Below are 20,687 nucleotides of genomic sequence, written 5' to 3'. Positions count from 1 at the left end.
GACGGAGCGAGCGGCTCCGCCTTCTTCCGTGGTGGCATCAGCCGGCTCCCAGGGTGGTGATGGTCGGGTCGATCGTGACCGCGCCTGCGGCCACGCCGTGGATGAGATTCGTGACGAGGTCCTGAAGTGCCTGCTCGTGGCGGCCGAGGTCGGCATTCCGAGCCGCGGCCGCCGCGAGCGCCGCGTCGAGCGCAACGGCCTCGCCGGGCGGTAGGTCGGGGACGCTCCACGTCGGCCACTCACTGCGCTCAGGGGCGATCTCATTGATGATCGCCGCGAGGGTGTGCGGCCCGACCGGACTGCCGGGTCGGAGCCTGAGGATCCGGCTGGGTGCTGCGACGAGCGCCCCGCCCTCCGAGTCGACGCGAGCCGCCGGGCGCGGCCGCTCGAGGAAGACCACGTCACCCGGCTCGGTCCGCGTCGCCCTCGGATACACCCGCGCCACGTCGAACGGGTCGAGCCGCAAGGCGTCCACGCTGCCGTCGGCGGAGAGCACCCGGACGCTGCCGCCGGGAACGTCCAGACTTCGGTCAACGCGGTTTCCGCGCCGGACGACGAGCCGGCCTGCCTCGCGGAGCTCGCCCAGGGAGCGTCGGCGCAACACGATCTGACCTGGCGCGGCCGCCACCGTGACGTCGTAGCCGGGGACCGGCGCGCTGGTGATCAGGGTGGCGGCGTAGATGCGGTCGAGGTAGGTGGAGGCCCCGGTCCTCGCCAAGCGCACCGCCCGCACGCCGCGCGGCACCACCGGCGCGGCGGCGAGCACGGTGGCGAGCTCGGCTCGGCGCGCATACCGGTAGGAGCGGTGCTCGGTGCCCTGGAGTGCGGCCAGGACGTCCGAGGCGAGGTCGTCGGGGACAATCTCCTCCGCATCGAGGTCGGCCAGCCACACGGTGCCCGCTTCACCTGCGCCCCGCAGTACCCACAACGCGAGGCTCTGCCGGTGCGCGGCCTTCCAGAGGCCGCGCGGAAGCCGGGCCGCCAGGACCAGGTTGCCCGGACGGAGCGTGGCCGACCGCGACTGTTGAAGATCCCCGACCAGCGGGTCGCAGAGCAGCGCAGCAGTGCCGAGGACCACGCCGACGTCGGTCGGACGCAATTCGAGGACGAGGTCGTCTGCGGTCTGCAGCGCTACCGCGTCCGGCATGCCGACCACGGACAGCACGCGCACGAGGGCGAGCGCTCCGTCGAGTACCTCGATCCCGTCGATCACGGCGCGACGACGCATGGCACGAGTCGCGGGATCGTCGGCGATGACGATCCCGGCGAAGCCTTCGGCGAGCCGCTGAGTCAGCCGGTGATCCGCCGGCGGCACGAGGGCGACGGCGTCGCTCGTCAGGTACAGGCGTACCGCAGTCGTGATGGAGCAGAGCAGGTCGACCAGCTCGTCGCTCAGCTCGCGCTCAGCAGCGTCCCGGCGAAGGCGACTGCGCTCCACCCGAGCGAGCGCGTCGGGTACGCCGTACGACGCCTCGACGAGGTCATCGACGTAGCGCAGCAGGTGGGCATCGCCGGCCACTGCCCGTACCTCGCGGAGCAGGAGTCGGTCGTGCGGGTCGGCATGCTCGGCCAGCTCATTTAGTTCCGCTTCGGTGCGCTCCATCAGCTCGGCACCGGTGAGGGCGTGCAGACAGAGGAACGTGACGGCGTCCTCGAGATCGACCCCGTCGGGCACCGCTACCGCGGGCGCGTCCAGCCGGGTATCGACGTTGTTGCCTCGCCCGGTCGTCTCCAGGTACGCAACGATCTCGTCGCGGTCGAAGTGCTCGGTCCGCCCGGTCATACGGACCGGCTTCGGGAACGGGACGACCTTGCCGTCAATCTGCGGGCGGCGCCGCCACATCGAGACGACGGGCCGGCTGACACGCGCCAGATCGGCGATGTCCTGCAGGGTCAGGGTGCCCAGCTGTGCCACCATGGCCCCTCCTCCCGCTCGCCGACGTCCTGACTCTAGAGCTGGGTTGGCATCTAGCCGAGCACGACGCTGATAAGGGGGCTTATCAGCTTCTGCACTCGACTTTCGATCTCGCGATCCGGAACCTCGGCTGCGCCCGGTCCACCCGACCGGCGACAAGGAAGCGAGGCACACATGACCGCACACTTCGACGCATCCGGCCCGGCCGTGGTGGTCGCCCACCTTGATGTGCGTGATCCGGCCGTCGTCGCGGAGGCGCGGCGCTGGTCGACCGGCCACCGGGCCACGGCCGTGTCCGCGGACGAGATGGCCGGCGCGGACCTCACCGCGTTCGTCACCCAGGCCGTGGTTGTCGGCTCGCACGCCATCGCGACCGCCGGTGGTGCCCAGGAGGCCTACAACCTCGAGGCGCTCGTCACCGAAGTCGGCGAGCGCACAGCCGAGGCGTCCCGGCAGGCCACTCAGGCCACCGACGAGGCGATCCGGAAGGCGACCGTGACCATCGAGGCGTCGACCGCCGCCGCGCGCACGGCCATCAACGAGCTCGGCGCGGAAGCGCGCCGGTCATTCTCCGAGGATGTCGAAGCCGCGGGGAAGGCGCTGAGCGCCGAGGTCAACCGCCTGTTGGGCGGCGAGCACCCGGAGCTACTGACCCGGCTCACGCCGGTCATCGAGCGGTTCGGTCGTGACATCGAGGGCCGCTCGTCGCAGCAGACCGGCGAGCTGATCGCGAAGGCGGCCCGGCAGTTCGACCCGGCCGACCCGACCTCGCCGATGGCACAGCAGACCCGCATGCTGGCCGAGCAGCACAAGGCGCTGGCCGAGGCGCTGGCCAAGGACGGTGCGGACCTCGCCCGAAAGATCGACGAGCTGGCCGAGACGGTCAAGCTGGCGCAGGCCGCCTCCGGTGCCCGGGCCGCCGCCGTGCAGCTCAGCACGCTCAAGGGCAAGCCGTTCGAGGACGCCATGCACGAGGTCCTCGCGGAGCTGGCCGCTGGCTTCGGCGACGAGTACATCAACACTTCAGCGACGGCTGGCCGGTCACCGCGCAGCAAGAAGGGCGACGGCGTGCTGGCGCTGAACGGGGGCGACGTTCGGGTCGTCGTTGAGATGTCCGACTCGCACCGCGGTGCGGGGTGGGGCGCCTATCTCGACGAGACCGAGCGCAACCGCGACGCGCGGGCCTCGCTCGGCATCGTGCGCTCGGCCTCGCAGCTCGGCGACCATGCCGTCCTCAGTCTCGGTCCGCGCCGCCTGCTGATGGCCTTCGATCCGGAGACCGACTCGGTCGACCTGTTGCGGACCGTGCTCCAGTTGCTGCGCCTCGCCGCGCTCACCACGGCGCACGACGAGCGGACGGGCGAGGTCCACATCGCCGAGGAGAAGATCACCGCGGCAATCGACGTGCTGGACAGGATCGACAAGGTCACCAAGTCGGTCGGGCTCATCCGCCAGCACGCGGCCACGATTGGCGACGAGTCCGAGTCTCTGCGCACCGAGCTGTCGCGGCTGCTTACCCAGGCACGCGCCGCCCTGGGCGCAACGAGCGATGCGGAAGTCGGCGATGAAGCCGCATGACCAATGCGCGGCGGTTCTCGCCCTCGCCCTCCCGAGTCCCGACGTCGGACTGACGGTTCCTCCTGCCGCCATTGCGGTAACGCCCCACGCGGCGCAGCGTTACCGCGAACGTGTTGAAGGAGTGTCGCGCACACTCGCTGTGCGCAGGATCCAACACTTGCTCGCGACGGCCCAATGGCGGAGCCGACCGAGGCCATGGACCCAGGTCGTTCTGCACCCGCACGTGCTCTACGGCTACAGCGTGGACCGGCCCGACGTCTGCCTGCTCGTGCGGCGACAGGTGCTCGTGACGGTGCTGTCGCGTCGATTCCTGGAACAGTCGGCATCTCGCGGTGCAATGAGCCGCCGGGCGGCATGAAGGTCGCTCTGGGGCTGCCGGTGCATCCGATGACATTCCCGTCCGTCCGAAGTATCTCTCGGTACACCGGAGTCTGCGTTCAAGGTCGCGGCCCGGTAGGGCTGCTGGAGCCGACGGCCTCGACGCGAACTTGTCTCAGCCAGCCTCACCGCCGCGGGCGAGAACGTGACACGTGTCGTGACGCGAAACGGCGGCTACAACCGGTTCCGGTGACAGCAGGTGGAGTCTCTTGCGAACGATCGTTGCAGCTAGAGGACTCGTGCGACGTCCCGCACGCGCTTTACACCCGAGCGGTCGCAGGTTCGAACCCTGCCGCGCCCACGCATCTTGACCTCCGAAGACGTCGGTGGAGAGATCCGTAACCAGGCCTGGATGATCCTCGATTCGGTGTCACACAGCCTCGTGCCGCGGGTTCTGCGCCTCTGGTTGACACGACGAGCCTTCGGTTGACTGGGACATCAAGCGTAGTCGGATGTCGCTCCCAGCAGCCTGATTATGTCTGACACAATACGGCAGGTGCGGGTGAGGTTCACGAGACCAGCTCGCCGGTATCGGATCGGCACGGTGCACGCGATGTATGTGATCGAGACGGTCGACCCGGTGGCTGTATCGGCAACGGAGACGGCGGATGCTCGGCTCGTGTGGATCGGGCCCGACGATCGCGGGATCGAGTGAAGATCGTCGCGCTCGATCTGCCGGATGAGTGGCTGGTCATCCATGTCATGCCGACGGCGTTGAGGAGGAACCGATGAAGGATGGCCATGAGGTGGCGCCGGACGTCGATCTCGACGCTGAGGATGTGCGCGACCGGCAAGGCAGGCGCGTCACCGACGAGTATGCGGAACCCGCTGCGGAGGAGGCGCTCCGGCTGGTGCGTCCGGGGCGGCCGGCGCTCGGTGAGGTCGGCATGCATTCGCCGCGGGTGTCGTTCCGGGTGCCCGAGCAAGTGCGGAGGCAGGCTGAGCAGCGCGCCGCGGCGGAGGGCCGGTCGGTGTCGGAGATCGCCCGTGACGCGTTGGAGCGGTACCTGCGCAACGCGGGCTGATCACCGCCTCGCTCCCGTCGGCCGGACGTGGCACACGTTGTCACGTGAACTGCAGCGGTCTCGCTCGTGCGACGACGGTGTGGTCAGTGACGCCGGCGAGGTCAAGACCTCTCGTGTGCGGGTGTCGTCGAGGAACGTGTCGCCTGATTGCCTCGAGGATGAGAGATGCTGTCGCTATGCCGAGGCGGATGTCTGATCCTACGTTCAGGGCAGAGCAGGAAGCTGGCCGTTATGCCGCGCACGTCAGACCGGTCAACGAACTCGTCGACTCACTGCGCGACGAGCACCGCGGCTGGATGCCGCATGTGGCTCCGCTGCACGGCGGGATAGGTGCAGGGGTACTGAGTGTGTTGCGGGACCCCGGGCCGGCGACCCAGGATGGGTCCGGATCGGGCTTTCTCTGCATCGAGAACGACGATCCGACCGCCGAGCGGCAGCTGGAGATGTTCGACGAGGTCGGAGTCACGCCGGGCGACATCACACCGTGGAACGCCTACCCCTGGTACATCAACGCCGCCCCGAAGGCGGCGCAGCTCGACGCCGGTGTCGAACCCCTGGTCGCGTTGCTCGACCTGATGACGAACCTGCGGGCGGTGTTCCTGCAGGGCAACGACGCCCGCAACGGCTGGTCCCGGCTGGTAAAGCGCTACCCCGATCGGGCTCGCAAGGTCGAGACGGTCATTGCGACGTTCCACCCCGGGCGCCAAGCCCTGTTCCACCCCGATCCCGACGTGCGCCGGTCCCGTGTCGAGCACCGGGCGGCCGCCTACCGCGAACTGGCAGGAGCGCTCGACCGTGGATGATCTCACCGAGGACCAGCGGCGCGTCGCCGCCGGCTGCGTGGACCGGCTGTTCGAGGCCGACGAGGCGTACGAAGCGGCGGTGTCGGAGCACTACGACGAGGTGGTGCACGAGGTCATCGAGCGGGTCGGCACCAGCGGCAGCGTCGGTAAGCTCGATATCGCGGCTCTGACGGCGTGGAAACGAGTCCGCGCCGACACCAAGTGGGTGGCCGGCTTGATGAACACATCTGACGCAGACGTCCGACGCCGGACGTCTGGAGTCGTCGAGATCGTCAACGACCGCGTGCTCGCCGCACCCGAGGCCGCGGGGCGGGCCCGTAGTGCGCTGTCCCCGCTGTCCGGCTTCGGGACCGGTGATGCGCTGGCTTCGGCGGTCTGTTTCGCGGCTGCCCCCGGCCGGATGGCGGTCTACGACAAGCGGTCACATGCTGCCGTCCTCTCGCTGGGGTTCGAGCTCGACAACCGGCGCGGTCGCTACCGGCGGTACATGACGATCGTCGAGGCGTGCCGCTCAGCGCTGCACGAACGCGGCCACAAGTGGGAAGCCCGACAAGTCGACACCGCGCTGTACTACCTCGGGGGACCGGACGGCGGCACCGAGGATTGAGCAATCGAGGAGGTGAGCGCCGCTGCGAGAGGAGTTGGCAATCGTCTGGCGTGACACCACCTGTGACACGAAATCCCGTCGTCCGGTGTGCTCCGTACTTCTGTTGATGCTCTCTGCGTCACCGTCGGTCGCCGGCGTGGCGCGATCGACGAACTGCTCGGAGCACCCGACACCGATGACCCGCTCCACGCCGAGCCCTCCGGCCGGGTTCGCGCCTCGGGTCCGCTCGGAGTCGACCACGATCCCGCGGTCGGGCCGCACGTGAGGGAACGAACTGTGTCCGCGAGTACGAGGACATGAAGGCCCACCAGCAGCGCGGCCGAGCTGGACCCGGAGACGACGGCAGGTCTCGTCGATCACCGAAGGCCGGTTCGGACGCCACCGCGTTCGGCCGAGCTCAGGACCGGCACGGGGATCGGTACTGCTCGTCGGTCACTCTCTCGCCGAACTCGACTGTGGACTCGTGCAGGACGATGCAGGTCATCTCCTGGTCGGGTGCGGCTCCTTCCCAGTGCCACTGACCGGGCGGGAACCAGGCCAGGTCCCCGGCGCGGAGCTCGATGATGTCCTCGCCCTCGCCTTGGGCTCGTCCTGCGCCGCCGGTGACGACGATCGTCTGTCCGGCAGGGTTCACCTTCCACGGTGTACGGGCGGCCGGGGGGAACATGACCCTCGCCCCACTGAGCCGGCTGGGGTCGTCGCGCCGGAAGTAGCCGCTGATCGTGACGTTGCCGGTGAAGGTCTGCTCGGGAGCGGGGGTCGTCGGTTCGGAGTCGCTGCGGTGAACCTGCATTCCGGTCTCCTGATCGTGAGGACGGTCGTCGACGGGTGGCTCCGGCACCGTCACCCGGGGGAGGTAGGGCCCGGAGCGCAGATCGGTGAGGAGGTCGGGGCCGGTGGGGTACCAGTCGTAGTGCTTCCGGGTGGCCGCGCCGGAGGCCGGGATGTCGGCACCCGGGAGCAGCGCCAGTGAGCCGCCCAGGTGCGCGAAGTGTTCGGCGGTGTTCTCGGCGTCGATCGAGGTGGTCGGTAGGCCGAGCCCGTCGCCGATGGCTCGCGCGATGTCGCGGAACGCGACTTCCTCGTCGGCGACGGCGTGGGCACGGCTCCCGGCAGGGGCGTTCTCGAGCACGAGGCGCAACAGCCGGGCAACGTCGTGTCGGTGGACGCCCGGCCACCGGTTGTGACCGTCCCCGACGAAGGCCGAGAAGCCATTGGTGCGTGCCACCTCGATCAGCATGGGGAGGAACCCGTGTCGGTCGCCGTCGCCGTGCACCAGGGTCGGCAGGCGGACGACCGCGACCCGCACGCCGCGCCGTGCCCACGCCAGGACCGCGTTCTCGTCGCGCCCGCGTGAGGTGGGCGACGAGGTGTCGCCGACGTCGTGCTCGGTGATCACCCGGCCGTGGTCGATCATCGAGGTCGCCGAGGCGAAGACCAGGGGTCGACCGGTGCCCTCGAGGGCGGCGCCGAGCACGGCCAGGGCCCGGCGGTCAGTCTCGAGCGCGTCGGTGAAGTCGACGCCCCCGCGGGCGATTGCCAGGTGGAGCACACCGTCCGCGGTCGCAGCGCCTCGTCGTAACGACTCGGCGTCGTCGAGCGTGCCGCGTAGTGGCGTCGCGCCGGTCGCGACGAGCGCTGCTGCGGCGGCGTCGGAGCGGGCCAGCCCGACGACGTCGTGACCGGCGGCGAGCAGTTCTGGGACGGCGGCGGACCCGACGAATCCTGTGGCTCCGGTGACGAACACGCGCATCAGATTCTCCTCTCGACAGGCTGAGGTTGTTGCATAGACTGAAGCTACCACGTTATTGCAGTGGCTGAAACTACGACGGAGGTGATCGTGTGCCGCGCAGCGGACACGAGGCGCGCGAACGGCTCGAAGTCGCAGCTCTGGAGCTCTACCGGCAGCGCGGTTTCGACCGGACCACCACGGCGCAGATCGCGGAGCGCGCCGGCGTCACCGAACGCACGTTCTTCCACCACTTCCCCGACAAGCGTGAAGTGCTCTTCGGGCGCGAGGAGCGCCTCCGCGGCCTCCTGGTCGCGGCCGTCCACGACGCACCTGGCGAGTCCGCCCCGCTCGACGTCCTGCTCGGCGCGTTCCGTTCGATCGACGGCTTCATGGAGGAAGGCTGGTCCTACGCGCAGCTCCGCAACGGGGTCATCGCGGCCGCACCCGCCCTGCGCGAACGCGAAGCGGCCAAGCTCTCGATGCTGGCCGACGCTCTCGCCTCGGCCCTGGTCGAGCGCGGCACCCCGACCCGGCGGGCGACGCTCGCCGCCCACGCCGCCGTCGCGGCCTTCACCGTCGCGGCCCTCGCCTGGTACCGCGATCCGTCTCTGTCACTGGGAGTGCAGCTGGTTCAGGCTTTCGACGACCTTCGTGGTGCCTGCGCCCCCTAGCCTGCTGTGTCGCCGGGCGACGGACGCGGTCGCGCTGCGCGGTCGGCAGAACGTCGGCGATGAAGCGGGGTACGCCGTGCTCGTCGTTCATCCAGGTCAGTGCGACCCCGTCGACACCGGCCGCAGACAGCTCAGCCACCTGCGCGGCGATCCGGTCGGCCGTGCCGACCAGCGGGTAGCCGGCCATCGTCGTGGCCAGCGCCCGGGCGAGGTGCCGGTGCTGTTCGTCGGGCATCTTCGTTCCGCCCGTCGTCCAGTCGATCGCGTTGCGTACGGCGACCTCATCCGCGTCGACGTTCGACCAGCGCGCGAGTAGCGCCTGCGCCTCGCGATCGGTGTCGGCGCACACCACGGACGCAGCCATCCACACCGACTGCTCCCGCCCGAACCCGGCGGCGACCCTGCGGATCTCGTCGACCTTCGCGCGGGCGCCCGCGGCGTCGAACGCCGAGACGAACGACAGATCGGCGTAGCGCGCGGCGAGCCGGTGTCCACGAGCGGAGAAAGCCGCGTTCATGATCGGCGGGTGGGGGAGCTGGACCGGTCCGGGTTGGCTGTACCCGTTCTCGACGCTCAGCCAGGTGCCGCGGTGATCGATGTCGTCGTCGCCGTCCCGGAGGCGGAGCAGCACGTCGAGCCACTCCTCGGAGTAGGCGTAGCGCGCGTCGTGGTCGAGCGCCCGCACTCCGAACATCGCCGGTTCCTTCGCGAACCAGCCTGCGACGACGTTGAGCCCGACCCGGCCGTGCGAGATCGCGTCGATGGTGGCGATCTGCTCGGCGGCCATCACCGGGGACACCGTCAGGCAGTGGGAGGTGGCGAACAGGGTGATGCGACTGTCGCTCGCGGCACGGTGAACGGGTAGGTCATTCGACGCCTCCACTCATCGTCCCAGCGCGGCGGTGGCGTAGGCCACGAGCCAGTCCCGGCGCTGCTCGAGCGGCCAGTCGGGGTGGTCGAGAAGCATGTTCTCCCAGGCTCCCCACCCGAAGAAGAACCACAGGACGTCGGCGACGGCGGCTGCGTCCGCCGCCGGGTCGAGTTCGGCGACACGCTCGGCGAAGCGTCGCACGATCGGGCGGAACCAGCCGGTGGCCCGGTCGAGCGCGCCACCGGCGAGCTCGTCGTGCGGCGCGGCGCTGAAGAAGATGTGCAACGTCCGGTGGTAGGTGGGAACCGAGGCGCACGTCTCTCCCAGGACGGACACGATCTCGGCCGTGCTCGTGCACCGGGCCAGGATCTCCTCGACCTCGACCTCCTGCGCACCGGCGTGGAACTCGTCCACCAGCGCGGTGAGCACCCCGGCCTTACCCCCGGCGACGGAGTACACGGTGGCCGGTGAGACGTCAGCGTGCTCGGCGATCTGCTCGACCGTCGTGCGCATCAGCCCGTGGCGCTCGAACAGCACGGCAGCGGCTTCGACGATCTCGCGCCGGGTTCGCTCTGCGCGGCGCCGGCGGCGCTCCTCGGTGGTGGACATACCCCGATCCTAGAATCTGGAGCTTGACTCTGACTACTGGGGTAGTGCTCTAATTGCTGGAGCGATAGTCCGTTTCGTGTCCGGTCTTCGCCCGCTCGATGAGGAAGTTGCCGTCGTGTCTGTTCGCGCACGCTGTCGTGCTCCGGTCGCGTCCGTCGCCCTGAATTGCTTGTCCGCCGGCTACCTGATCAGTACGGAGGCAACGGCCCATGCCTGCTGCGCCCTCTGAATTCACTGAGCGGGACACGGCCCCGTCGGTGGAGCACGCCGGTCCGGGCTCGGCGGACGACAGGACGCGAGCCCGCCCTCCACGCTTGGTCTCCGACGGCGCCCGCTACATCCTCGCGACCGCCGTCACCGCGGTCCTGGCGGCGGCTTACGGGGCCGTCGTCACGGCCCTGGACTCCGGCGGCCTCCGGTCGCTGCGGTTCATCGTCTCGGTCTACTTCGGTGCCTGGAGTGCCTACTCGCTGCTCTACGCCGGCCTCACCTGGGCCGTCCTGCACCGCGCGGACGGGAACCAGCTGACGCGATGGCTGACCGAGGACCGGACGGGCCGCCGACGTCGACGTCGCACGGAGTGGCTCGCGGGGAGCGGAGGGCCTAACGGGGCCGTGTCCTTCTGCGCCGCGGCGATCGGTGCGGTGGCAGCCGCATCGATCCTGCCGCAACTGCGCGGCGACCCGCTCGTCATCGTGCTGGCGGTCCTGGTCGTGGCGTCGTCCTGGCTGCTGATCCTCGTCGTCTACACGGTGCACTACGCCCGCGAGAACACCCATCGCGGCGGACTGGAGTTCCGCGGCGCGGACGACGGTCCGCCGCGGCTGGTCGACTACCTCTACCTCTCGGTCCAGGTCGGCACCGCTTACAACGGCGCCGACGTGGTCGCGACCAGCCGTGCCATGCGCCGCACCGTCACCGGGCACGCCGTCGTCGCCTTCGTCTACAACACCGTCCTCATCGCCCTGCTCGTCTCCCTGCTGGTCACCGTCACCAGCTGAGCCGACGGCCTCGCCGACACCGAGAGGCACCACTCCCATGTGCACTCCTGACCCGTGCCCGCGCCCATCGGCCCGTTCGTCGACACGGCGATCGCCGCGGGTGTCCGACGCGTCGTGATGACCTCCGGACCAGGCCTGGAGCATTTCGCCGGACACTTCGGCGACACGACGGCGGTCGCCGAGCAGAAGGTCGCCGCGACCGGGCGCGGCACGATCCTGCGGGCGTCACCCTTCGCGCAGGGGTTCACCGAGGACGCGCTCGCCACCGGGGTCCGGGCGCGCCGGATCGCGCTGCCCGGCGCAGGACGGCGTGTCCGACGACGTCCCGCCCGCTCGTTCCGCGGCGGGGCCGTCGAGCAAGCCCCGCTCCGCACCAGAACACACCGCCACGAAGGAGATCCGCAATGAAGATCTTGAAGACGCCCGGCGACGTCACGGGCAGGACGACACAGCCCACCTACGTCGACGAGGCCGGACGGGGTGAGTACAGGTGGTGGCGCTACCTGCTCGGCCTCGTGGTCATCCTCGTCTTGTATCTCGTCGTCGGAACCGCCGCCAGCCTGGCGCTCGTCTACGCGTTCACCGGTGGGCTCGTCGTCTCCGCGCTGAGCCCGCCGGCCGGCTTCGTGGTCACCATGGCCGGCTTCCCGTTCTTCGTCGCCGGCATCGTCCTGACCGTCACCCGCATCCACCGCCGCCCCCTCCGGACGCTGGTCACGGCCCGGGAGAGGATCGACTGGCGCCGCGTCGGCCATGGCTTCGTCGTGTGGTTCGTGCTGTGGTGCCTGGCCCAGGGGGGACAGTTCGCGTTGTCGCCCGGCACGTTCTCGATGGGCGACGATCTGGCGGCACTGGCGCTGTTCGTGCCGCTCGCCCTCGTCCTGACCGCGATCCAGACCACCACCGAGGAGCTGTTCTTCCGCGGATACGTCGTCCAGGCCGCCAGTCGGGTGTGGGGGAACCGGGTGTTCGTCGCCCTCGTCTCGGCGGTGGCCTTCACGTCGGTCCACCTGGGAAACCCGGAGGCGGGTACGGGTGGCTGGTTGACCGTGTTCTTCGGCTACTTCCTGTGCACCGGAGTGGTGTGGGTCGTGGTATCGCTGATCGACGGCACCACCGAGCTCGCCATCGGCGCCCACTTCGCCAACAACATCGCGACCATCCTGCTCGTGGGCACGGCGGGAACCGCGGTCAGCACGCCCGCCCTGTTCACCGTCGCCGAGTTCGACCCGATCATGAGCGCGCTGTCGTCGCTGGTCATCGCGACGCTCTTCCTGGTGATCTGCGTGCGGTTCCTCAAGCGTGACACGACCCACGAGGTGGAAACACGATGACCGGCGTGCTGGTGACCACGGCGACCGGACAGATCGGTACGGCTCTGGTCCCGATGCTCGCCGAGCGGGGAGCCGCGGTCCGGGCGATGAGCCGCAGGCAGCCTGCTCCCGGAGCCGTCGACGCCCGGGCCCAGGTCGTCGTCGCCGGTGCGCTTCCTGCGCTGGCACGCCCGGGTCGAACGACACCTCGAGACGCTCCCGTTCGAGGTCGTCGTACTCCGCCCGAACCTGTTCCTGCAGGGGTCACCGTCCATCGCACCCGCGATCAGAGAGCACGGGTCGCTCGGTGCCCCCATCGGCGACGCCCGCGTCAGCATGGTTGACACCCGCGACATCGCGGCGGTCGCCGCAGCCGTGCTCCTCGACGACGGCCACGCCGGCGCGGTCTACACGCTCACCGGACCTGCCGCGATCACCCACACCCGGGCAGCCCAGGCCATCGCCGCCGCCACGGGCAGCCCCGTCGAGTTCCGCGATCTGTCCGAGTCGGAGTTCGCTGCCGTCCTGGACGGTGTCCTGCCCGCCTGGCAGGTCGCCGGACTGCTCGAGGACTACGCCCACTACCGCCGCGGCGAGGCCGCGGTTCTCGACCCCGCGATCCCCGAGCTTCTCGGCCGTCCGGCCCTGGACCTCATCGCCTTCGCCGGCGACCACCGCCACGCCTTCGGCGGTTGATCCCCGGCTGCGCGGCCGGCTGGGCACGACCTGGGAGATCATGGTCGGCAGGCGCTCGACGCAAGCAGCCGTACACGACCGCTGTTGAGGCTGCCGCGCCCCCTACCGGGGAGATGCCTGCCCACGAATGCGGTGCGAATCCACTGCAGCTCGTGCTCGGACCGCGACCAGGGCGCGGCCCCGATGCGGGCCAGGCACCATCAGTAGGGGAGTGTCAGCTTCATCTCCGTTGATCAGAGCGAGCCCCGGCCGGACTGCGCGGGCTCGGACGAGTTGGCGCTGTGCCGGGCGAGCAGGTAGCCGGCATGCGGCTTGCCCGGAGCCGGAGCGGAAATGCGCATGCGTCCGAGTTCGGAGAAGTCGTGTGCTCTCAGGAGTTCACTGAGCGCGTCGAGGCTCCAGAGGTACGCCGGTGACGCCTTGTGGTCGTAGGGGATCCAGCCCTCGGCGCCGGCATCGTCGGTGATCTGTACACCGACGAGCAGCGGCCCGCCCGGCTCGATCACCCGAGCGAACTCGTCCAGAACGTCCGGAACCATGTGCGGCGGTGTGTGGATCAAGGAGAAGCCGGCCAGGACGCCGGCGACCGACCGGTCCGATGCGTGCAGGTCGAGCATGGACCCGACTTCGAAGCTCAGGTCGGAGCGACGACGGCGGGCGATCGCGATCATCGCCGGCGACAGGTCGACGCCGTGGGTCTCGATCCCGGCCCGGTCCAGATGATCGGTCCACTGACCGGGTCCGCACCCGGCATCGACAACGGGCTTCGTCGGTCCACCGGCCCGGACCAGACCGGCGAAGGCGTCCACCATCGCGGCACACAGCGTATCGGTGACGATGTCGCCGCGGCGCACCATGTCGTCGTACAGCTCCGCGACCTCGTCGTAGTCCTGACGGGTCCGTTCCAGAGCCTCCGGCTGTGCCATGCGCCCGACACTAGGGAGCGCGCAGGCCTCGACAGCCTCCCCCGCGGTGACGGAGCCGGGACGGTAGCCGAGCGGTGCACCCGTGTCGCCGGCGCCACCGCTCCGTGCCGGACCTGTGGAACCGGGAACTCCCCGGCGGTCTGCTCGACGACGGGGACTCGCCCGCCGAGACCGCGGCCCGGGGTCGAGGAGGAGACCGGACACGGGCCCCGTACCTGATCGCGACCGGAGAGGTCGGGAGTTCCGGCGCCTCGGTCGGGCTGCTGCACGTCCAGGCGCCGGCCGGTCCGACGGCGTCGTCCCGGTGACGACCGATTCCTCGCAGCAACCTCACAGGAAGGTCCTCCGGACGATGGGAACCGAAGTGCGGCCCGACGTCTGCCTCATCCGAGAAGTTGCACGACGGCGACGACGACGCCCGCAACGATCGCGACGGCTCCGATGGCGATCGGAGTCAACAGGGTCGCCGCTGGATTCGCGCTGCGGGCGTGGACCAGGCGGGTGCGGCGAGGGTCCTTCGGGTCGTAGACGAGCCGGACCTCGTCACCGACGATCGGAAGCCTGTCCTCGGGAAGCACGTCGAAGTGGGTGAGGCGGTCACGACCGTCGAGAGTGGTGAACCGAACCTGCATCTCGGACGGCTCCGACGGTGTCCGGAGGGGATCAGCCCACGTGACCACCCCGGTCACCCTCACGCCAGTCCGTTCGAGCCGCGCGACTTTCCGCCAGGTCAGTGCCGGGAACAGTGCGAACAGTGCTCCGCCGAGAATCAAGACGAATGCCGAGACGTTCATCGATGAAACTGCCTGCACGCCACCGATTCCCTCCGCTGTAGTCGGCCGGCCTCCGCGATGCTCGACCCCATGATCGACCGAGACCGCCACGGTACGGAATCATGCACCGACGTCGAACGGCTCCGGCGGCGGTGGCTCGACGAGTCCAGCTCGACCGCGGAGCAGCGGTCCACCTCGGACAGCGGCTCGCTGTCGCCGTCGACCGAACTCCCTGGACGATGCCGCTGGACCTACGACGGGTGCCGACGCCGTCGACCCACCGTCATGCGCAGAGCACGCTGATCCCCCAGGTCGTACACGATCTGGGAAGCTGCCCACCCACTGGCACGGGCCGAGGTCCGCGCCGAGATCAGCCGGTCCTGACGTACCAGGCCTGGCGGACGCCCCTCGTGCGCAACGGTCCGGTCGTACCGCCGATCTGGACTGCCCACCGATCGGTCGTCCTGGCGATGTCGCCCTTCGGTGATCCCCAGACGACCGTGGAGTCGTCCGGCGAGCAGCTGTACGCCCCGTACAGGGTCTCGTCGTCGGCTCGGCCGGGCCACGAGCCTCCGTTGCGCAGTTCGCAGCGGGTGCCGTCATCGAGCTCCAGGCTCAACGGTGACACGGGGACCCCCGACGGCCGGGGAGAGGACAGGTTCGAGGCGGGGTGGCGGTACAGCACCGTGTCGAATGCGCTGCGCAGGCAGAGGGCGGTGGTTCCGCCCGGCTCCGCCCAGCAGGCGTCGGCCGCTGCGGCCGCGGGGCCGCAGGTCTGTACGCCGGGGTCGCGTCCGGCGGGGGAGGTGTACCCACAGTCGATCGCGGCGCCCTCGTCGCGAACCGTCCAGCCGTCGGCGGGTCTGCCGGAACCGTCCACCGGGGCCAGGTCGGTGATCACGGTGGGCCGCCCCGAGGACCGGACGACGATCCGGAACGGCCCGGCGACCGTGTCGACGATCGCGGCGACGCCCGCGACGATCAGGCCGATCCCGCTGCCCAGGATCGCCGTGATGACGGCGACGACCGGACTGTCCATTCCCATCCGAGCCATGAACGGGCCGATGCAGTCCAGCGTCGCCCGGACGACTCGGGCGGCCGCCGCCGGATCGAGCCCACGGCTTCCGGTCGCCTCGGCGACGGAGGACAGGCAGTCCACCGCTTCCGGCAGCTCCAGCATCCTCTGGAGCATCGTGACCCCGAAGACCGACGCGACGACGTCCACCGCGAACAGGGTCTGCGACACGAGCAGGGTGCCGGGGTCCGCTGTCAGCCGGACGGTCCCCGGAGCCGAGCCGAGGGGGAAGGCATAGGACGCCGTACCACCGGTGGGGAGGACGCCGGGCGCGCCGGACCGGCCCGCCCAGGTGAGCTCGGCGAGGCGGATCGCCACGGAGTCGGCCACGCCGGTCGGCCGCTGGGGCTGCAGCACTGCGTCCGGGGCCGCGCGCATGTCCCACGGCTCGGGAGAGTTGTTGGTGAGGTCGACGTAGTAGTGGCGGTCGTCGGCGCGCAGGCATGCCCACGCGGACCCGCCGGCGGGACCGTCGATCGTCAGGCGGCCGCCGTCTCCGAGCTCGACGTCTCGACCGGCGCAGTCCGGGCGGGCGGTCGAGCCGTTCAGCTCGCCGACCGCCTGCTCCATCATCCGCCTGGCTGTCGTCAGCTTCTCCCAGAACGAGGAGAAGTGGGTGACGTCCACCGACACTGTTCGTGCTACCGGGTCCCAGCGCGCGGGCAGCAGCTCCGGAGGGGAGCCGTCGGACGGCTGGGTCAGCACGAACGGTGCCCGGTCGTCGGGCTGCGTCACTTCGGCAGGTGTGCGTACGGAGTACGTCTCGGTCGACGGGAAGGTGATCGACACCGGCCGAGCGGGCTGCAACCCGCCGTCGAGATCGAGAGTGATGCCCGCGCCGACCGGACCGGGTACCGCTCCGGCCCCGACCGATGGCGCAGCGTCGGCGATCCGTGCGTTCAGCCGGGTGCCCTCCGGAGCCACTCCGGGAGGCGCGGTGATCCGGATTCCACCGATCTCCAGCGTCAGCCCGTCGGTGCCGACCACGCCGTCCTCGTCGGCAGCGAGCCGGGGCAGCACGACGATCGCCACCCCGGCGAACAGGACGAGTCCTACCACAGTGGCGAGTACCGCCCGGACCTTCGACCGTCCACGTGACATGCACGAGAAGTCAGCGAAATCGCTCGCGGCGTTAGCCGCGCCCCGGGCCGGCGTGATGAGATCGGTGCGATCAACGTGCCGGTGACGGCGTGGAGAGAACCCCCGTCGAACGAGGTGGTCGAGGCCGACCTGCGGGTGTGTCGGGTGCGAGGTGTTCGCAGGTGGAGGCCACGCGAGACGACCCGTCCGACGGGTCGGGCACGGCTCACCGACAACCCGGCCCCCACATCCCGACCCCCGCGTCGCGGGCCGTGCGCTCGCGTTCGAGGAACCCCGACCGGTAGCGGCCCTCCCCGGCGGGGGCCCAGCCCGCGAGGATGGCGGCGTCGGTGTAGGACTGCTGGGTGTCGAGCACGAGGTAGGGGGCCCATTCCGGCGCGTCGGGGGAGACCGGCAGGGTCGGGTCGGGCACGAGCGTGACGGTGCGGTCGGTGAGCGTCAGCCGGGCGAAGGCGGTTCCCGCATCCCGGGCGCAGGCCGGGGTGGCGCCGAGCCCGATCACCCGGACGGCGAGCCGGCGGCGCTGCACCTCGACGACCGCGGTCGCCGGGCCGTCCACCTCGACCACCCGTCCGTAGAGGGTCGGCGGGCCGGTGGTGCCCGCCGGCCCCGCGGACTCCCCGGCGGCCCGGGCGTCCGGTGGCGCGACGGCGGGTGCCGGAGGGATCAGGCGGGCGAACACGACGGTGTTGTCCCGGTAGCTCCGGGCGTCGGCGTCGAAGGGACCGCCGCAGGTGATCAGCCGCAGCCCGGCGTGGTCGGTCGCGCCGTAGACCTCCTCGGTGGGGAAGGCGTCCTTCGGGTACTCGCGCACGGCCTCGACGGCGAACCGCGCGCGGACGCCGTCGGCGCGGTCCACCTCGACGACGTCTCCCGGGCGGAGCCGGTCGAGCCGGTGGAACACGGCCGGACCGCGGAAGGAGTCGATGTGTCCCAGCAGGACCGCGGGCCCGATCCGGCCGGGGGTGGGGGCGCCGGTGTACCACCCGGCACGGTCGAAGTCGGTGGGCACCTGGACGGTCCGGTCGGGGTTGAGACCGAGCGGGTCGAGGCCCGTGGTCACGTCGATCGACGGGATGGTCAGCGACACCGGTTCCGAGGCGGGCAGCGACGCCGGGACGGGGCCGGTCGCGGCTGTTCCGCCGCGCCCGCCGTCGACCCCGTCCGGGACGGGGGCCGGCGGCCCCTCCACCACGGTGACCGGCCGTGCCGAGTCGTCGGCGGAGAGGCCGACACCCAGCCCGAGGCCCAGCGTGACGAGCCCGGCGACGGCCAGGACGGCGGTGGGCACCCACCTGCCGCGTGGCTGCCCACCGCCCTGTCCGGATCCGAACCTCATCCCTCGGTCTTGCGGGACCGGGCGGCCATCGCCGCCGCGACGCCGGCCCCACCCAGGAGCAGACCCCCCGCCCCGGCGACGAGCCCGCCGGCGTCCAGGCCACCGGCGGCACCGCCAACGCCCGTCTCGGCACCGCCCGACGGGGCGACCGCGCCGCTGCCGCTGGTGTTGAGCGCGCCGTTGACGCCGTTCGGGAAGAACCCGCCCGACGTCGCGGCGGTCGGGGTCAGGTAGACGATGTTGAGCACCTGGCCCGGGGTGCGGCTGAACACCAGGCTCGTGGAGTCGGCCGGGACGATGTTGGCCTTCCCGTCGACGGTGACGCCCTGGTCGAGGTCGTCCGCGCCGTCCAGGGAGTCACGGGCGTCGGAGATCTTGTCGGCGGAGTCGGCCAGTCCCTTGGCCAGGATGGACGTCCGGATGTTCGCGGCGTGGTAGGCCTCCACGGCCAGGATCCCCGCGGCGGCCGACAGGAACGTCTTGTTCGTGATCAGCGGCGCCGCTCCCTTGTAGGCGGTCACCCCGACGTCCTCGAAGATGAACGCGCCGAGCAGGAAGTTCTCGTCGCTCGCGAACGGGTCGAACGTCTCGCCGCCGGAGATCAGGCCGGCCGCGGTCGCGGCGGCGGTGAAGCTGGCCCGCAGGTCGATCTCGGGACGGGACACCGCGGCGTCGCCCAGCGCGGTGCGCAGGAACCGGACGTGGTTCCTCTCGTCGTCGGAGATCTCGGCGGCGTACTGGCGGACCGCGTCGTCCTGGAACGGCACCTTCGTGCCGCCGGTCACCGGACCGGGACGACCGGCCCCGCCGATCAGGTCGTCGGGGAGGCCCTCCCCGGTCAGGGCCCGCTGGTAGAAATCGGCCTCGAGGTACTCCAGGTTGAGCGCGAAGTTCAGCACCGTGGCGTCGCTGATCTCGCCGGACTCCTCCTCCTGGGCCGACGCGGTGCCCGCCCCCAGCACGCTCGCCCCGGCCACTCCCAGCCCGGTCAGCCCGGCGGCGCGCAGGAAGCGCCGCCGATCCACCCGTGTCTCCGCGCTCCTGGTGATGGCCGCGGTGATGAACTTCCGGTCGAACATGTGGGGTCTCCCTCGCCTGCGCGTCCACGGCATGTCGAGCCGACGAGGGGCCGTGGTCGCTACCCGGCAGCGACGGCCCTGTCCTCGGCCGCGCCACCCGCGAGGTCCGGAGGTGACTGCATCGTTCGGTGATGCGTCCTCGTTTCGGTCGCAGACCTCGAGAGGTTCACGTTCGCCGAACGATGTGATGCAGATCACTGACGTGATGCTCCGGGGGATGGCGTGGCGTACGTCCGATCGGCGGATGTCCGCTGTTCGGCGCCTCCTGTGGAGGGGGCAGGGTGTCCGGGGGTGGGCCAGGTGAAGCGGCTGTCGCCGGCGTAGTCCTCGCACCGGGCCCGGAGCGCGGTCGTGACCTGGCCGGGCGCATCGGCCCCGACGAGAAGCCGGAACGGTCCCTCGGCTGCGACGACGTGTCGACGCAGTGCCTCGACCGCGACGTCCACGGGCGCTCCGAGCGGCCCCTCCGTGCGCCACGGGACCTCGGCCGTCCCGAACAGCTCGCGACGCAGGTCGTCGTAGACGGCGGAGGGGCGCGCGAAGTGCATTCCCGGGCCCGCCCAGTCCGTGTCGAACCCGCCGAGCTGGGCCACGGTGACGCGGACGCCGAAGCGTGACACCTCGCCGGCGAGTGCCTGCGAGAAGCCCTCCAGTCCCCACTTGCCCGCGTTGTAGAGACCCAGGGTCGGCATCGCGCCGACCGCGCCGGTCGTCGAGATCTGGACGATGTGCCCCGCTCCGCGGGCGCGGAGATGGGGGAGCACCGCCTGGGCCACCCACAGCGGTCCCAGCAGGTTCGTGTCGACGATGTCGCGCGCCTCGGCCTCGCCGACCTCCTCGGCCGCCCCGACGAGGCCGTATCCGGCGTTGTTGACGACGACGTCGAGACGTCCGAACCGCGCGACCCCGGCGTCGACCGCGGCCCGGACCGCCTCGCGGTCGCGGACGTCCGCCGTCGCCGTGTGCAGCGCCGACGGGAACTCCGCACGCAGGTCGGCGAGCGCGTCGGCCCGTCGCACGGTGGCCACCACCTGCTCGCCGGCCGCGAGCGCGGCCCGCGTCAGCGCCCGGCCGAGCCCACGGCCGGCGCCCGTCACGAGCCAGACAGGTCGTTCGGTCACGGGGCTCTCCTCGTCGTCGTGGTGCACGTTCATGGAGCTGACGATACGGAACGTTCCGTTTCGATGGCTATCCT

Annotated in this window: 18 protein-coding genes and 1 pseudogene; 9 read left to right on the top strand and 10 right to left on the bottom strand. The window is 70.8% G+C overall.

Annotated features, from left to right (window positions below):
• Positions 1-37 precede the first annotated feature (37 nt).
• Complete coding sequence (locus WHI96_RS21375; protein WP_345651350.1) at positions 38-1,918, bottom strand: hypothetical protein; 1,881 nt, start codon at positions 1,916-1,918, stop codon at positions 38-40.
• Positions 1,919-2,089: 171 nt separating this feature from the next.
• On the opposite strand from WHI96_RS21375, the gene WHI96_RS21370 reads away from it, so the two are divergent.
• The 4 genes from WHI96_RS21370 to WHI96_RS21355 all read left to right on the top strand — a co-directional run bounded on the left by WHI96_RS21370 (position 2,090) and on the right by WHI96_RS21355 (position 6,306).
• The gene (locus tag WHI96_RS21370; RefSeq protein ID WP_345651348.1) at positions 2,090-3,493 is read left to right on the top strand and encodes a Fis family transcriptional regulator; all 1,404 of its coding nucleotides are present in this window, start codon (positions 2,090-2,092) and stop codon (positions 3,491-3,493) included.
• Between the two features lie 1,106 nt (positions 3,494-4,599).
• A complete protein-coding gene (locus WHI96_RS21365; RefSeq protein WP_345651346.1) occupies positions 4,600-4,896 on the top strand; it encodes a ribbon-helix-helix domain-containing protein in 297 nt (98 codons plus the stop codon).
• A 188-nt stretch (positions 4,897-5,084) separates the two neighbouring features.
• A complete protein-coding gene (locus tag WHI96_RS21360) occupies positions 5,085-5,699 on the top strand; it encodes a uracil-DNA glycosylase (protein ID WP_345651345.1) in 615 nt (204 codons plus the stop codon).
• Positions 5,692-6,306 (top strand): hypothetical protein, encoded by a 615-nt coding sequence (locus WHI96_RS21355; RefSeq protein WP_345651343.1) that lies wholly within the window; start codon positions 5,692-5,694, stop codon positions 6,304-6,306. The genes WHI96_RS21360 and WHI96_RS21355 overlap by 8 nt, the downstream gene beginning before the upstream one ends.
• 397 nt (positions 6,307-6,703) lie before the next feature.
• Here WHI96_RS21355 and WHI96_RS21350 read toward each other — a convergent pair whose 3' ends face one another.
• Positions 6,704-8,059: an NAD-dependent epimerase/dehydratase family protein gene (locus tag WHI96_RS21350; protein WP_345651341.1), complete on the bottom strand. Its 1,356-nt coding sequence runs from the start codon at positions 8,057-8,059 to the stop codon at positions 6,704-6,706.
• Between the two features lie 89 nt (positions 8,060-8,148).
• Between WHI96_RS21350 and WHI96_RS21345 the strand changes: the two genes are divergently transcribed.
• On the top strand, positions 8,149-8,709 hold the full coding sequence (locus WHI96_RS21345) for a TetR/AcrR family transcriptional regulator (protein WP_345651338.1): 561 nt from the start codon (positions 8,149-8,151) through the stop codon (positions 8,707-8,709).
• Here WHI96_RS21345 and WHI96_RS21340 read toward each other — a convergent pair.
• Both WHI96_RS21340 and WHI96_RS21335 read right to left on the bottom strand, forming a co-directional pair.
• Positions 8,609-9,592, bottom strand: a complete 984-nt coding sequence (locus tag WHI96_RS21340) for an LLM class flavin-dependent oxidoreductase (RefSeq protein WP_345651335.1) — start codon at positions 9,590-9,592, stop codon at positions 8,609-8,611. The genes WHI96_RS21345 and WHI96_RS21340 overlap by 101 nt on opposite strands.
• Positions 9,593-10,189 (bottom strand): TetR/AcrR family transcriptional regulator, encoded by a 597-nt coding sequence (locus WHI96_RS21335; protein WP_345651332.1) that lies wholly within the window; start codon positions 10,187-10,189, stop codon positions 9,593-9,595.
• 314 nt (positions 10,190-10,503) lie between these two features.
• Between WHI96_RS21335 and WHI96_RS21330 the strand changes: the two genes are divergently transcribed.
• From WHI96_RS21330 to WHI96_RS21315, 4 genes are all read left to right on the top strand, one after another.
• Positions 10,504-11,190, top strand: a complete 687-nt coding sequence (locus WHI96_RS21330; protein ID WP_345651330.1) for a DUF1345 domain-containing protein — start codon at positions 10,504-10,506, stop codon at positions 11,188-11,190.
• A gap of 54 nt (positions 11,191-11,244) precedes the next feature.
• Positions 11,245-11,598: a Rossmann-fold NAD(P)-binding domain-containing protein gene (locus tag WHI96_RS21325; RefSeq protein ID WP_345651327.1), complete on the top strand. Its 354-nt coding sequence runs from the start codon at positions 11,245-11,247 to the stop codon at positions 11,596-11,598.
• Positions 11,595-12,524, top strand: coding sequence for a CPBP family intramembrane glutamic endopeptidase (locus tag WHI96_RS21320; RefSeq protein ID WP_345651325.1), 930 nt, complete (start codon positions 11,595-11,597; stop codon positions 12,522-12,524). Before WHI96_RS21325 ends, WHI96_RS21320 begins: the two co-directional genes overlap by 4 nt.
• Positions 12,525-12,671: 147 nt before the next feature.
• Complete coding sequence (locus tag WHI96_RS21315; RefSeq protein WP_345651323.1) at positions 12,672-13,199, top strand: Rossmann-fold NAD(P)-binding domain-containing protein; 528 nt, start codon at positions 12,672-12,674, stop codon at positions 13,197-13,199.
• A gap of 233 nt (positions 13,200-13,432) precedes the next feature.
• Here the strand turns inward: WHI96_RS21315 and WHI96_RS21310 are convergent, their stop codons facing one another.
• The 6 genes and pseudogenes from WHI96_RS21310 to WHI96_RS21285 form a co-directional block, all read right to left on the bottom strand.
• Entirely contained in the window at positions 13,433-14,125 is a 693-nt protein-coding gene (locus WHI96_RS21310; RefSeq protein WP_345651320.1) for a class I SAM-dependent DNA methyltransferase, read from the bottom strand.
• 383 nt (positions 14,126-14,508) lie between these two features.
• Positions 14,509-15,009, bottom strand: coding sequence for a DUF3592 domain-containing protein (locus WHI96_RS21305; RefSeq protein ID WP_345651314.1), 501 nt, complete (start codon positions 15,007-15,009; stop codon positions 14,509-14,511).
• A 259-nt stretch (positions 15,010-15,268) separates the two neighbouring features.
• A complete protein-coding gene (locus WHI96_RS21300; RefSeq protein ID WP_345651312.1) occupies positions 15,269-17,032 on the bottom strand; it encodes a hypothetical protein in 1,764 nt (587 codons plus the stop codon).
• A gap of 247 nt (positions 17,033-17,279) precedes the next feature.
• Entirely contained in the window at positions 17,280-18,365 is a 1,086-nt protein-coding gene (locus tag WHI96_RS21295; RefSeq protein ID WP_345651309.1) for a class F sortase, read from the bottom strand.
• Between the two features lie 206 nt (positions 18,366-18,571).
• Positions 18,572-19,492, bottom strand: a pseudogene (locus WHI96_RS21290) (ferritin-like domain-containing protein); the annotation flags it as partial.
• Between the two features lie 194 nt (positions 19,493-19,686).
• A complete protein-coding gene (locus WHI96_RS21285; RefSeq protein WP_345651306.1) occupies positions 19,687-20,646 on the bottom strand; it encodes an SDR family NAD(P)-dependent oxidoreductase in 960 nt (319 codons plus the stop codon).
• Positions 20,647-20,687 lie beyond the last annotated feature (41 nt).

It is taken from the genome of Pseudonocardia tropica, from assembly GCF_040105315.1.
In the GTDB taxonomy this organism is placed as follows: Bacteria; Actinomycetota; Actinomycetes; order Mycobacteriales; family Pseudonocardiaceae; genus Pseudonocardia; species Pseudonocardia alni.
The sequence above is the reverse complement of the archived record's forward strand: the minus strand, read 5'-3'. Positions and strand labels throughout refer to the sequence as shown.